This window comes from Gemmobacter aquarius, from assembly GCF_003060865.1.
GTDB lineage: Bacteria > Pseudomonadota > Alphaproteobacteria > Rhodobacterales > Rhodobacteraceae > Paragemmobacter > Paragemmobacter aquarius.
Map to the genome: position 1 here is coordinate 1878634 of NZ_CP028918.1, position 13380 is coordinate 1892013.

Annotated in this window: 12 protein-coding genes; 4 read left to right on the plus strand and 8 right to left on the minus strand. The window is 64.3% G+C overall.

Annotation, left to right across the window (positions count from 1 at the left end; genetic code table 11):
• Window positions 1-26 precede the first annotated feature (26 nt).
• The 3 genes from speB to HYN69_RS09030 all read right to left on the minus strand — a co-directional run bounded on the left by speB (window position 27) and on the right by HYN69_RS09030 (window position 3176).
• Complete coding sequence (speB, locus tag HYN69_RS09020; RefSeq protein WP_108435449.1) at window positions 27-992, minus strand: agmatinase; 966 nt, start codon at window positions 990-992, stop codon at window positions 27-29.
• A gap of 351 nt (window positions 993-1343) precedes the next feature.
• Complete coding sequence (locus HYN69_RS09025; RefSeq protein ID WP_216824684.1) at window positions 1344-1922, minus strand: GNAT family N-acetyltransferase; 579 nt, start codon at window positions 1920-1922, stop codon at window positions 1344-1346.
• Between the two features lie 90 nt (window positions 1923-2012).
• Window positions 2013-3176: a M20 aminoacylase family protein gene (locus HYN69_RS09030; RefSeq protein ID WP_108435451.1), complete on the minus strand. Its 1164-nt coding sequence runs from the start codon at window positions 3174-3176 to the stop codon at window positions 2013-2015.
• Between the two features lie 101 nt (window positions 3177-3277).
• Between HYN69_RS09030 and mazG the strand changes: the two genes are divergently transcribed.
• From mazG to HYN69_RS09045, 3 genes are all read left to right on the plus strand, one after another.
• The gene (mazG, locus tag HYN69_RS09035; protein WP_108437120.1) at window positions 3278-4141 is read left to right on the plus strand and encodes a nucleoside triphosphate pyrophosphohydrolase; all 864 of its coding nucleotides are present in this window, start codon (window positions 3278-3280) and stop codon (window positions 4139-4141) included.
• 79 nt (window positions 4142-4220) lie between these two features.
• On the plus strand, window positions 4221-5228 hold the full coding sequence (locus HYN69_RS09040) for a Fe(3+) ABC transporter substrate-binding protein (protein WP_108435452.1): 1008 nt from the start codon (window positions 4221-4223) through the stop codon (window positions 5226-5228).
• A gap of 152 nt (window positions 5229-5380) precedes the next feature.
• Window positions 5381-6328 carry a nucleoside hydrolase gene (locus tag HYN69_RS09045; RefSeq protein ID WP_108435453.1) on the plus strand — a complete coding sequence of 316 codons (948 nt, stop codon included), beginning with the start codon at window positions 5381-5383 and terminating at the stop codon, window positions 6326-6328.
• On the opposite strand, the gene HYN69_RS09050 is transcribed toward HYN69_RS09045, so the two are convergent.
• On the minus strand, window positions 6325-7347 hold the full coding sequence (locus HYN69_RS09050) for a sensor histidine kinase (RefSeq protein WP_108435454.1): 1023 nt from the start codon (window positions 7345-7347) through the stop codon (window positions 6325-6327). The two genes, HYN69_RS09045 and HYN69_RS09050, sit on opposite strands and share 4 nt — an antisense overlap.
• 135 nt (window positions 7348-7482) lie before the next feature.
• Between HYN69_RS09050 and HYN69_RS09055 the strand changes: the two genes are divergently transcribed.
• Window positions 7483-7788 (plus strand): hypothetical protein, encoded by a 306-nt coding sequence (locus HYN69_RS09055; RefSeq protein ID WP_108435455.1) that lies wholly within the window; start codon window positions 7483-7485, stop codon window positions 7786-7788.
• A gap of 10 nt (window positions 7789-7798) precedes the next feature.
• Here HYN69_RS09055 and iolB read toward each other — a convergent pair whose 3' ends face one another.
• The 4 genes from iolB to HYN69_RS09075 all read right to left on the minus strand — a co-directional run bounded on the left by iolB (window position 7799) and on the right by HYN69_RS09075 (window position 13342).
• Window positions 7799-8617 (minus strand): 5-deoxy-glucuronate isomerase, encoded by an 819-nt coding sequence (gene iolB / locus HYN69_RS09060; protein WP_108435456.1) that lies wholly within the window; start codon window positions 8615-8617, stop codon window positions 7799-7801.
• Between the two features lie 68 nt (window positions 8618-8685).
• Entirely contained in the window at window positions 8686-9582 is an 897-nt protein-coding gene (gene iolE, locus HYN69_RS09065; RefSeq protein WP_108435457.1) for a myo-inosose-2 dehydratase, read from the minus strand.
• A 14-nt stretch (window positions 9583-9596) separates the two neighbouring features.
• Entirely contained in the window at window positions 9597-11426 is a 1830-nt protein-coding gene (gene iolD, locus HYN69_RS09070) for a 3D-(3,5/4)-trihydroxycyclohexane-1,2-dione acylhydrolase (decyclizing) (protein WP_108435458.1), read from the minus strand.
• Entirely contained in the window at window positions 11423-13342 is a 1920-nt protein-coding gene (locus tag HYN69_RS09075) for a bifunctional 5-dehydro-2-deoxygluconokinase/5-dehydro-2-deoxyphosphogluconate aldolase (protein ID WP_108435459.1), read from the minus strand. The genes iolD and HYN69_RS09075 overlap by 4 nt, the downstream gene beginning before the upstream one ends.
• Window positions 13343-13380 lie beyond the last annotated feature (38 nt).

A 13380-nucleotide genomic window follows, 5' to 3' on the forward strand; every position in this document is an offset into this window, starting at 1 on the left:
TATAGCACCTGCGTTGCGGGCCATGATTAACGCTGCGTCCGCGCCCAGTGGTAGAGGCAGACCAGCTCGTATGCCACATGGGCGCCCGCGATGGCGGTGGCGCCTGTCGTGTCATAGGGGGGTGACACCTCGACCACGTCGCCGCCGACGAGGTTGATGCCCGCAAGGTCGCGCAAGCAGGCCGCCGCCTGCCACGAGTGCAGGCCGCCCCAGACCGGCGTGCCTGTTCCCGGCGCAAAGGCGGGATCGAGCGCATCAATGTCGAAGGTAAGGTAAGTTGCTGAAGTGCCGACGATATCCTTGGCGCGGGCGACGGTTTGGGCGACGCCTTGTTCATGCACATCACGCGCTGTGATGACATTGAAGCCGAGGTAATCTTCGGTCGTGGTGCGGATGCCGATCTGCACGGAACGGGCCGGATCGACGAGGCCGAGTTTGACCGCCTTGTAAAGGAAGGTGCCGTGGTCGATGCGGGTCATGTCGTCATCGGGCCAGAGGTCGGAATGGGCGTCGAAATGGATCACCGACAGGGGGCCGAATTTGGCGGCATAGGCGCGCAGGATGGGAAGCGTTATGAAATGGTCGCCGCCGAGGGTGACGGTGCCTGCGCCTGCGGCAAGGATGCCTGCGATGTGGTCGGTAAGCGTTTGCGGAAAGCTCGCCGTGTGGGCGTAGTCGAAGGCGAGGTCGCCGTAGTCGACAATGTTGAGCTCTTCCAAGGGGTTGGTGGGCCAGCCATGCGGCGGGTCGTAGGGTTGCAGGGTCGAGGCCTCGCGGATCGCACGCGGGCCGAAGCGGGTGCCGGGGCGGTGGGTGACGGCCTGATCGAAGGGCACGCCGGTTATGGCGAGATCGACGCCGGCGAGGTCTTTGGTGTAGGTCCGGCGCAGGAAACTGGTGGCGCCGCCAAAGGCGTTTTCAAACGCATAGCCGCGCTGGCTGGCGCGTGTGAATGCGGTATCGACTTCGGATTTCGCGTCTTCGAGGGCCATTGGGGGAATCCGTCACAGGCAGCAGCGTCGCTCGGGCGGCCGAGACGCTGCGGATCGGCTTGCTGTCAGGGAACAGGAGGCGGGGCGGGGTGTCAAGCGGATCGGGGCGGGAATTAACCATAATTTGGCGCGGCGAATCATGCACAGGGGATGCAGACAAATGCACCAAATTCGTGAAGATCGGTTAAGGAATTAAGGAAGGGTGAAGCGGGTTGTCGGCCTTTGCCTGACGCTTTGACCCCCCTTGACCCTCTCAATCGAAGGGGGCGTTTGCATGGAGTCGCGTATGGCCCCCTGTTGGGGACGGCGTTGGGCGCTCTGGATTCGGCGCGGCCTTACCGGTGGTGAACGTCAGGGACGGGGCGAAGGGATACGATAGACGACCGATGCGAACTTTGGCGTGGCTTCGCGGGCGATGACGGTGCCGCAAAGGCTTTCGGCGATCCGGCGACTTGCGGCATTGGCCTCTGCGACGGGATAGCGGAACGCCTGCGGGCTGAACACCGTCGCGGCCCATGTCGCCACTGCCCGCACGGCTTCCCGTCCGTAGCCCTTCCCCTGTTCGGTTTCGCTGATCCAGATGCCAAGTTCAGGTTCGGGGGACAGCGTTGCGTGGACGCCCGACAGGCCGATGAAAAGGCCCGTTCCGCCATGGCGGATCACGAAAACCAGATCGGTCCGATCCGCGATGGTAACGAGCCACCGGCGCCAGACGGTTTCGAAGGCAGCGTGGGAGGGGGGCGGGTCGAAGGCCAGAAAACGCGTGAGCGACGGGGTGATTGCGTCAAAGGCCGCGTCCGCGTCGGCGGGCGTGAACGGGCGCAGGGTCAGGCGTTCGGTCCGGATGGCACTGATCGGCGGTGGATCGGAAGCGACAGATGGAGGTTGCGGTATGGATATCGGATCGGATCGCAGCTTACGTGACCGTATCCCGTCTTGGCCAGAGGCGTCGAGAGGCCGGGTGCACCGCTGGAAGAAAGATGCGCCCTCCCCTGAGAGGGGGAGGGTCGGGGTGGGGGGTCAGGCGAGCGGCTGGGCGCGTTCGACGAGGCGGGCGAAGAAGGATGCGCCGATGGGCGCGGCCTCGTCGTTGAAATCATAAGCGGGATGGTGCAGACCCGCGCCGGGGCCGGTGCCGAGGAAGAGATAGGCGCCGGGGCGGGCTTCGAGCATGTAGGAAAAATCTTCCGACCCCATTTCACGGGCGGAATTGCCGTCTACGGCGTCGGCGCCAGCAACCTCGGCCGCGACATCGGCGGCGAAGGTGGTTTCGGCTTCATGGTTGATGGTTGCGGGATAGCCCCAGTCGTAATGCACATCGGCCTTGACGTTATAGGCGAGCGCGTGGCCTTCGACGATTTCGTGGAAGCGGCGCTTCAGAAGCGCGCGGACCTCGGGGGCGAAGGCGCGGATGGTGGCCTGAAACATCGCGGTTTCGGGGATGATGTTCGACGCCGTACCGGTGTGGATTTGCGTCACGGAAATGATCGCCTCGTCCAGTGCATAGACGTTGCGGGGGATGATCGTCTGGATCGCACTTACCATGCCGACGACGGCGACCACGGGGTCGATGCAGTCATGCGGGGTGGCGCCGTGGCCGCCCTTGCCGGTCAGGGTGACGGTGGCGGTATCGACCGAGGCCATGATCGGCCCCGGTGTGGTGCGGAAATGGCCGAAGGGCACGTTGGGGGCGTTGTGGATGCCGTAGACCTGCGAAACGCCGAAACGGTCCATCGCGCCCTCGTCCACCATGACCTGACCGCCGCCGCCGTCTTCTTCCGCAGGTTGGAACATCAGGGCGACGCGGCCGGTGAAGCGGCGGGTTTCGCACAGGTATTTGGCGGCGCCGAGCAGCATGGTCACGTGGCCGTCATGGCCACAGGCGTGCATCTTGCCGGGGATGGCCGAGGCGTAGGGGGCGCCGGTGATTTCGGCGATGGGGAGTGCGTCCATATCGGCGCGCAGGCCGATGGTGGCCCCCTGCCCCTGCCCGTTGATGATGGCGACGAGACCGGTCTTGGCGATGCCTTCGTGGATTTCATCCACCCCCATCTCGCGCAGGCGGTCGGCGATGAAGGCGGCCGTATTGTAGCAATCGAAGCCGAGTTCGGGGTTTTGGTGCAGGTGGCGGCGCCAGCCCTTCATTTCGTCTGCATAGGCTGCGATACGGTTGAGGACGGGCATGGCGGGCTTCCTTTGGGCGCGTGTCAGTTCGGTATTCTGGCGTTTGATCAAATCTGAAAAGCACGGAGGCTGCAATGGCTGCACCCGACATTGACCGGACCATGAGCGACGATCTGGTGCGCGACACCGGAGGTGGGCCCGAACGGCAGATACTGCGGCTGGTCGAGATCATGCGGCGGCTGCGCGATCCGGTGGGCGGCTGCCCGTGGGATCTGGAGCAGGATTTCGGCACCATCGCGCCCTATACGCTGGAAGAGGCGCATGAGGTGGCCGATGTGATCGCACGCGAGGCTTGGGACGAATTGCCGGGCGAGTTGGGCGATTTGCTGTTTCAGGTGGTCTACCATGCCCAGATGGCCGAGGAGGCCGGGCTGTTCGGGTTTGACGCGGTGGTGCGGGCGATTTCCGACAAGATGCTGTCGCGACATCCGCATGTGTTCGGTGACGAGAGCCGCGACAAGTCGTCGGCGCAGCAGACCGCGGATTGGGAGCGGATCAAGGCCGCCGAGCGCGGGGCGGCCAAAGAAGGTGGGGCGGGCGTGCTCGACGGGGTGGCGCTTGGGCTGCCTGCGCTGGTGCGGGCGGTAAAGTTGCAAAAGCGGGCGGCGCGGGTGGGGTTCGACTGGCCGTCGACGGAACAAGTGGTGGCCAAGATCGCGGAAGAGGCGGCCGAATTGGTCGAGGCGCGCGAGGTGTTGACCAAGACCGAGGTCGAAGAGGAGTTCGGCGATCTGCTCTTCGTCATGGCGAACCTTGCGCGGCATCTGGAGGTGGACCCCGAGGCTGCGTTGCGCGGCGCAAATGCCAAGTTTACGCGAAGATTCGGGCGGATCGAGGAATGGTTGGCGCAAGCGGGCAAGCGCCCCGCAGACAGTGATCTGGCCGAGATGGACGCGCTGTGGAACCGGGCGAAGGCCGAAGAGAAGGCGGCGAAGGCGGCAGTTTCGCGAAAGCGTGATACCTGATTTTTTCACTCAGGTATTGACCCAAGTAAAATAGTCGGGTTTATGGGGCGCATCGGTTTTCGCTATTCAGGAGCGCCACATGCGCCTTTCCCTCTCGCTTCTCGCCCTTGGCCTGACCTCGGTCGCCCTGCCTGCTTTGGCCGAGGAAGTGAACATCTATTCGCACCGCCAGCCCGAGCTGATCCAGCCTTTGCTGGATGCATTCACCGCCGAGACGGGGATCACGACCAATGTGGCCTTTGTCGACAAGGGCATGGCCGAGCGGCTGGTTGCGGAAGGCGCGCGGTCGCCGGCTGACCTGATCCTGACGGTGGATATCGCGCGGCTGAAACAGATCGTCGATGCGGGGGTGACGCAGGCGGTGGTCGATCCGGTGCTGGAAGCCAACATTCCCGCCACCTTGCGCGATACCGACAACCACTGGTTCGGGCTGACCACGCGGGCGCGGATCGTCTATGCCAGCAAAGACCGTGTGCAGGCAGGCGAAGTGACGACCTATGAGGATCTTGCCGATCCCAAGTGGAAGGGGCGCATCTGCATCCGGTCGGGGACCAACGATTACAACATCGCGCTTCTGGGGGCGATGATCGTTCACCACGGTGAGGATTACGCCAAAACCTGGGCCGAAGCGATCAAGGCCAATCTGGCGAAGAAGCCGAATGGCGGCGACCGCGACCAGATCAAGGCGATCGCGGCGGGCGAATGCGATATCGCGCTGGGCAACACCTATTACATGGGCCAGATGCTGAGCGACCCCGAAACCAAGCCCACCGCCGAGATGGTACGGATCGACTTTCCGGTGTTTCAGGATGGCGGGTCGCACCTGAACATCTCGGGCGTTGCGATGACCAAGGCGGCGCCTAACAAGGAGGCGGCGCTCAAGCTGATGGAATGGCTGGCCTCGGACGAAGCGCAGCGCATCTATGCCGAGAAAAACCACGAATTCCCGGTCAAGGACGGGGTGGCGCGGTCGGCGCTGGTGCAGGGCTGGGGCGACTTCACGCCCGACACGGTTTCGCTGAGCGATGTGGCGGCGGCACGGCCTGCGGCGCTGAAAATCATGGAAGAAATCGATTTTGATAATTGACCTGACCGGTCAAGACTGCGGATCAGGGGGCTTTGTGCCCCTTTTTCGTCTCGCGACAGTTTTCAATCGTAAATGGCAGTAAATATTTTTGTCCGTCTGGACAATTTCCGAGCCTTCCGATTTGCTCCGCCCGACCACAATCCGAGGATCAAATGACCCACAGCCCGCGCAAGATCATCATCGATACCGATCCGGGACAGGATGATGCCGTGGCGATCTTGCTGGCGCTGGCCAGCCCCAAGGATGTGGAGGTTCTGGGGATTACGGCCGTTGCGGGCAACGTGCCCCTGCCGCTGACGCAGAAGAACGCGCGCATCATCTGCGAGCTTGCAGGCAAGCCCGAAACCCGCGTCTTTGCGGGCTGCGATGCGCCTTTGAAGCGCAAGCTGGTGACGGCCGAACACGTGCATGGCAAGACCGGACTCGACGGGCCGCAGATGGCCGATCCGGTGATGCCGCTGCAGGACCAGCACGCGGTCGATTTCATCGTGCAGACCCTGCGGAGCGAGCCTGCGGGGAGCGTAACGCTTTGCCCGCTTGGGCCTTTGACGAATATCGCGAAAGCCTTTCAGCAAGCACCCGACATCGTATCGCGCGTGCAGCAGATCGTGCTGATGGGCGGAGCCTATTTCGAGGTGGGAAACATCACTCCGGCTGCGGAATTCAACATTTACGTCGATCCGGAAGCGGCGGAAATCGTGTTCAAATCCGGCGTGCCGCTGGTCGTGATGCCGCTTGACGTCACGCATAAGGCCCTGACCAACCGCGCGCGGGTCGAGGCGTTTCGCGCCATCGGCAACGAGGCCGGGCGGATGGTGGCGGAATGGACCGATTTCTTCGAGCGGTTCGACATGCAGAAATACGGGTCCGAAGGGGCGCCGCTGCATGATCCTTGCGTGATCGCCTATCTGATCCGGCCCGAATTGTTCACGGGGCGGCATATCAACGTGGAAATCGAGACGCAGTCGGAGCTGACGCTGGGGATGACCGTGGCCGATTGGTGGGGGGTGACGAAACGCCCTGCCAATGCGCTGTTCATTGGCGGGATCGATGCGGCGGGGTTCTATGCGCTTTTGACCGAGCGGCTGGCCCGGCTTTAGCTTTCGGGCAGCACCACGGTAAAGACGGAACCCTGCCCTTTCTCGCTTTCGATCCGCATCCGGCCGCGATGGCGGTTGACGATGTGCTTGACGATGGCAAGGCCAAGGCCGGTGCCGCCTTTTTCGCGCGAGCGGTGACCGTCGACACGGTAGAAACGTTCGGTCAGGCGCGGGATGTGCTGGGGGTCTATGCCCTCGCCCGTGTCGATCACGTCGACACGGATGCCCGGACCGCGTGGCAAGGCTTCGCGCGACAGGCGGATCGTGACGCTGCCCCCCGCCCCGCCGTATTTCACCGCGTTCTCGATCAGATTGGTCAGCACCTGCGTGATCTGGTCGGCATCGGCGGGAACGGGAAGCGGGCCGTCGATTCCGGTGGTTTCGATGGTGACACCCTGCGTCTGGGCAAGCGGGCGCAGCGTGGCTATGGCCGATGAGATAAGGCTGGCAAGATCGACGCGGTCGGTGGGGCGGACGCGTTCTTGCGATTCGACGCGGGACAGGTGGAGCAGGTCGCGGATGAGACGGTTCATCCGCTCGGCCTCGCGCTCCATGATCGCGAGGAAGCGGTCGCGGGCGGGGGCGTCGTCGCGGGCCGCGCCGCGCAGGGTTTCGATGAAGCCGAGAAGTGCTGTCAGCGGGGTGCGGAGTTCGTGGCTGACATTGGCCACGAAATCGCGGCGCATCTGGCCCATCTGTTCGGCTTCGGTGACATCGACGAAGGTGAGGGCGGCGCCAAGCCCGCCAAGCGGCGCGACCGAGACGCGGTAGGCCGCGTCTTGCGACGGGCCGGGGATGACGTGGCGCGCCTCGGCCCCGCGGCCTTCGGTCAGGGCGGCGGCGATGGCAGTTTGCAACGCAGGCTGGCGCAGGGTGAGCAGGTGGTGTCGCCCCTCGATCCCCGCGCCGAACAGGGCTGTGGCGGCGGGGTTGGCCGCCGCAATGCGTTCATCGGGGCCGATCACGATCATCGGCAGGGGTACGGCATCGGCCATGGCCCGCATCACACTGGTCTGCATCGCGCCCTTTCCATCGGTTTGTCCCCTACCTTTACCATGCCCAGTCGCAGGGACCAGTGCGGGCTTGGCTTTGACAAGGTGATACGATACCGAACTTAAAGTGTTTTGCGGCAGAGCCTTGGTAGGACGAGTGGAATGAGTGACGGATCCAAGGCGGTTGCGCTGCTGATCGGTGCCGTGGCGGGACCAGAGGGGGCCTTGCGCGCACCGTTCCGGATGCTCGATGCGGCGCTGCTGGCACATGTCGCGCCCGACACGGTGATCTGCGCGCTGCTGGCAGGCGACAGCGATGCGATGACCGTTGCCGAACGGCTGGCCGAACTGGGCTGGCGCGGGCGGCTTGTCGTCGTGGCACAAGGTCTGCCGAACCGTCGGATGGTGCAGCAGGAATTGCAGGCGATAGCGCCGTGGATCAGCGTCGAGGTGGTGGCCGGGCTTTAGGCGGTTGGGTTCAGGCGGCGGGCGGCGCGTCGCGCTTGGCGATCCAGTCGTGGTCGGGATCGTTCTGGAAGCGCCAGTTGCGGCGCGGGCCTGCCATGACGTTGAGGTAATAGAGGTCATAACCATAGGGCGCGCCGCAGGGGTGGTGCCCGCGCGGCACCAACGTGACGTCATGGTTCTTGGCGGCCATGGTCTCATCCAGGCTGCCGTCTTCGGTATAGACGCGCTGGATGGCAAAGCCGGTTTCGGGGTTGGTACGCATGTAATAGGTCTCTTCGAGATAGGTCATGCGCGGGAAATCGTCTTCGTCGTGGCGGTGGCTGGGGTAGCTGGACCAGTTGCCCTGCGGCGTGAAGACCTCGGTCACCAGCAAGCTGTCGGCCACGTCGCGGGCCTCCATGGCGATGTTGTTGATGTAACGGGTGTTGGCGCCCTGCCCGCGCGGGGTCAGTTCGATGCCATCGGGGCCGAGTTGTCGGACCGGATAGGTGCCCTTTCCCGGCGCGGTGCAGACGGCAAGAGTGCAATCGGTGGTGGCGGTGGCCTGCCAGTCGCTGCCGTTTGGCACATAGAGGCAATGCGGCGGGGTACGTTCGAAGACGCTCATGCGGTCGCCCATCTCGCCCATGTCCTGACCGCCTGCGGTGATGCGGGCGCGGCCTTCGACGAGGACGAGGATGGCCTCGCGGTCGCCGGTGACTTCGGACGCGGATTGGCCAGCCGTCAGCCGGTAAAGGCCAAAGCCGACATAGCCCCAGCCGGCGCTTTCGGGGGTGATGTCATGCACCTTGCCGGTGGTGCCGGTGGGTTTACGCAGAAGGTCGGCCATTTCGCCCCTCATTTTCTGTCTGAAAAATATCCTCGGGGGGTGCGGGGGCGGAAAGCCCCCCGCTCCTGTCAGATCAGCCCGACGTCCCGCGACAGGCGCTTGAGTGTCGCAAGGCCCAGCGTCTGGTAGAGCAGCGGGTTGCGGGCGTTCGGGTCTTGTTCGGCCTCGATCACGATCCAGCCGTCGTAATGGTGATCGGCAAGGATTTGCAGCAGCGGTTTGAAATCGACCCCGCCCTCTTGGTCGCCCGGAACGGTGAAGGCTCCGGCAACGACGCCTTTCAGGAAAGACCAGCCGTCGGCGCGGACCTTTGCGGTCACGGCGGGGCGGATGTTCTTTGCGTGGAAATGGCGGACGCGTTTGGCGTGTCTGGTCAGCACCGCGACCGGATCGCCGCCGCCAAAGGCGCAGTGGCCTGCGTCGAACAGCAGGTGGGTGTGCGGGCCGGTGGCTGCCATCAGCGCGTCGATCTCGGCGGGGGATTCGACGATGGTGCCCATGTGGTGGTGGTAGACGAGCGTCACGCCCTGTTCGGCCAGATAGGCGGCGAAAGCTTCGAGTTTGGCGCCGAAAGCGGTCATCTCGGCGGCGCCAAGCGTCGGGCGGTCGTTGACCGGCTTTGCCGCGTCGCCATGGATCGCGTTCGAGGTTTCGCAGACGATGCAGACCTTGCAGCCGTTGTGCTTCAGCTTGGCGAGGTGGGGCTGGACGGCTGCGATCTCATCTTCGACCGAGCGGATCAGGAGTTCGGTCGAATACCAGCCCGAGATGAATTTGAGGCCGTATTCGCCCAACAGGGCGCGCAGGGCTTCGGGCTCTTCCGGCCAGCGGTGGCCGTTTTCGATGCCATCGAAGCCGATCTGGCGACCAGCCTCGTCGAGGATGCGGGTGGTTGGGATATCGGCGCCGATAGAGCGGTCGTCGTCATTGGCCCATGCGATGGGATTGGTTCCGAAAAGGATCATGTGATTACTCAGCTTCAGTCGGCAAGCCGCTGTTTTTCTTTGGAGGTTTCGTAATTCTTGCGGGCCGCGTTGACGGCGGGGCGGACCGAGACTTCGGGCACGCCCACTTCCCACCATGTGCCGCCTTCGGCCGTGCTGGGTGCGGGATCGGTATCTATGACGATGACCACGGGGATCGCGCTGTCGCGCGCGGCATGAAGCTTGGCCTCCAAGTCGGCGATATCGTTGGCCTTGACCGCTTTCGCGCCCATCGAGGCCGCGTGGGCGACAAAATCGATGGCCGAGGCGTTCACGTGGTAGCTGTCGTCCAAGAGGTTGTTGAACGGCGCGCCGCCGGTGTGTTTTTGCAACCGGTTGATGCAGCCGTAGCCGCGGTTGTCGGTCAGCACGACAATGAAGGGCACGCCCATCATCACGGCGGTGGCGAGTTCCGAGTTGGCCATCATATAGCTGCCGTCGCCCACCATGCAGATCACGTCGGCATGGGGCCGCGCCATCTTGATGCCCAAAGCGCCCGCGACTTCGTAGCCCATGCAGGAAAAGCCGTATTCCATGTGGTAGCCGCCTTGTGCTGCGTCCCAGATCTTATGCAACTCGCCCGGCATGGTGCCTGCGGCGCCCATGACCACGGTTTGGGGCGTGGCTGCGCGTTGGACGGCGCCGACGACCTGCATGTCGGTGGGCAGGTGGTTTCCGGCGGCAGGGGTGGCTTTGACGGCGGCCTTGGCTGCGACCCAGTCGGCTTTCAGCTTGGCGTCGGGGCTGGCGTATTTGTGCGATTGCAACGCCAAGCCAAGGGCTTGCAGGGCGATCTTTGCGTCAGACACGAGGGCAAGCGCGCCGTGTTTGGCGGCGTCATAGGGTTGGACGTTGATCGACAGAATCTTGCGGTTCGGGTGTTTGAAGAGCGACCACGAGCCGGTGGTGAAATCCTGAAAACGGGTGCCGAGGCCGATGACGAGGTCGGCGGTTTCGCAAACGATATTGGCCGAGGACGATCCGGTGACACCCACGGGACCGTAGTTCAGCGCGTGGTCATGCGGTAGCGCGGACTTGCCGGCTTGGGTTTCCACCACGGGGATGTTGTGCGCGGTGGCAAAGGCGGCAAGGTCGGCTTCGGCCTGTGAATAAATCACCCCGCCGCCTGCGACGATCACCGGAGCCTTGGCGGCTTGCAGCGCGGCGATGGCGGTTTGCAGTTCCTGCGCGTCAGGCGCGGGGCGGCGGATGTGCCAGACCTTGGGGGTGAAGAAGGTTTCGGGGTAGTCATAGGCTTCGGCCTGCACATCCTGACAGAAAGCGAGCGTGACGGGGCCACATTCGGCAGGGTCGGTCATGACCCGCATGGCGCGGGGAAGTGCGGTCAGGATATGTTCGGGGCGCGAGATGCGGTCGAAATAGCGGCTGACGGGGCGGAAGCAATCGTTGGCGGAAATGGTACCATCGGCGAAGGATTCGACCTGTTGCAGCACCGGATCGGGGGCGCGGTTGGCGAAGACATCGCCGGGGATCAGAAGGACCGGCAGACGGTTGACGTAAGCCAAGGCGGCGGCGGTGACCATGTTGGTGGCACCGGGGCCGATCGAGGTGGTGACGGCCATGGCGCGGGTGCGCTTGTGGGCTTTCGCATAGGCGATGGCGGTATGGGCCATGGTCTGTTCGTTATGGCCGCGCCATGTGGGGAGCGTGTCCTTGATGCCGTGCAGCGCCTCGCCCAGCCCCGCCACGTTGCCATGGCCGAAGATGCCCCAGACGCCTTCGATGAAGCGGTCGCCCTCGGCTGTCATCTGCACCGAAAGCCAGCGGACCATGGCTTGGGCGGCGGTCAGGCGGATCGTGGTCATGCGGCGGTGTCCTTCGTTGCGCGGGCCTTGTCCCAGATCTGGCACAGGCGGCTGTAGCGGGTGGCCATCATCTCGACGGCTTGGGTATCGGTCATGGAACCTGCAAGCCAGCCACGGGCGGCATCGGCGAAAATGGTGCGGCCGACGGCGAAACCTTTGACCAGATCATGCCGGGCGGCAAGGGCGAGCGAGGCGGAAAGCGCGTCTTCGGCGGCGTCGAGGCCGAGGATGACGATGCCACGGGTGTGGGGGTCGTTGCGGGTGATGGTGGCGCAAGCCTTGTCATAGGCGGCATCGGTGGCGAAGGGTTCTAGCTTCCACCAGTCGGGGTAGATGCCGAGGTCGTAGAAGCGCTGGATCACGATTGCCGAGGTGTCGTCGGTGACGGGGGCGACCTTGGAGGGGATGATTTCCAAGAGCATTTCCAGCCGGTTGCGGCGGCAGGCGTGGAACAGGCGCAGGACGGTGGCTTCCTGTTCGGCTTTCATCTCGGCCGTGTCGTCGGGGTGGTAGAAGCAAAGCACCTTGACCACATGTTCGAGCGGCCATTCCTGCAAGCCGCCGTAATCAGGCCCGAGTTCGGGTTCGAGCGTCAGCGGGCGCGAACCCGGCCATTCGACGGGGCGACCGATCCACAGGCCGGTGCCAGCGGCGGCGTAAAGCGCCTCGCGGCCAAGGCGGCTGTCGCAGAGGATGCCGTAACCCGCCTGCCCGTTTTGCACGGCGAGGGCGGCTTTCAGGCAAAGCTGCTTGAACGCGCCGATCTTGGCGGGGGTGGCGCCCTCCATCGTTTCCAGTTGCATGCGGTGGTCAAAGGCGAAGACGCGCATGTTCGACAGGTCTTTGTGGCGGTTGGTGGCCCAATGGACCTGTTCGAGGTCGCGGTCCTTGCGGAGCGCCTTGGTCACGACGCCGCGGTTCAGGAAATACTGGAGTTCGGTCCACGAGGGATAAGCGGGGGTGCAGCCGTGGCGGCTGACGGCGAAAGCCCCGCAGGCGTTGGCATATTTCAGCGCGGTGGGCCAGGGTTCGTTGTCGAGCCAGCCCTTGATCAGGCCGGACATGAAACCGTCGCCCGCGCCTAGGACGTTGAAGACTTCGATGGGGAAACCGGGGCCGGCCTCGCCCTCGTCCAGCGTGTCGGGGATCGGGCCGGTGAAGGCGGATGCGCCCATGGGGCCGCGTTTGCAGACGAGGGTGGCGTTACTGACGGCGCGGACGGCGCGGAGGGCTGCGATGGTATCGGTGGTGCCGCCTGTGATGTGGAATTCTTCTTCGGTCCCCACGATGAGGTCGAAGAGGTGCAGGGTGGCTTGCAGTTTGGCGGTGACGGCGGCGGAGGAGATGAAGCGGCTTTCGCCATCGCCATGGCCCGCAAGGCCCCAGAGGTTGGGGCGGTAGTCGATGTCGAGTGCGGTTTGCGCGCCGTGTTTGCGGGCGAGGTTGAGCGCCTTGAGCACCGCGGCTTCGGTGCGGGCGTTGGACAGGTGCGTGCCGGTGGCGACGACAGCGCGGGCGCGGGCGATGAACTCTTCGGAGATGTCATCTTCGCAAAGGGCCATATCGGCGCAATTCTCGCGGTAGAAGATCAGCGGGAACTGGTGTTCGTCGCGGATGCCCAAAAGGACGAGGGCGGTGAGGCGTTCGGGGTCGGTGATGACGCCGCTGGTGTCGACGCCTTCGCGGGCGAGTTCTTCGCGGATGAAGCGGCCCATGTGTTCATCGCCCACGCGGGTGATGAGCGCGGATTTGAGACCGAGCCGTGCGGTGCCTGCCGCCATGTTCGTGGGCGAGCCGCCGATATATTTCTGGAACGACCCCATGTCTTCAAGCCGCCCGCCGACCTGCGCGCCATAAAGGTCGACGGACGAGCGGCCGATGGTGATGACGTCGAGCGTTTTGGTGGATGTGGTCATGGAACGGTCCCTGAACGGCCGAGTCGGGCGGCGTAATT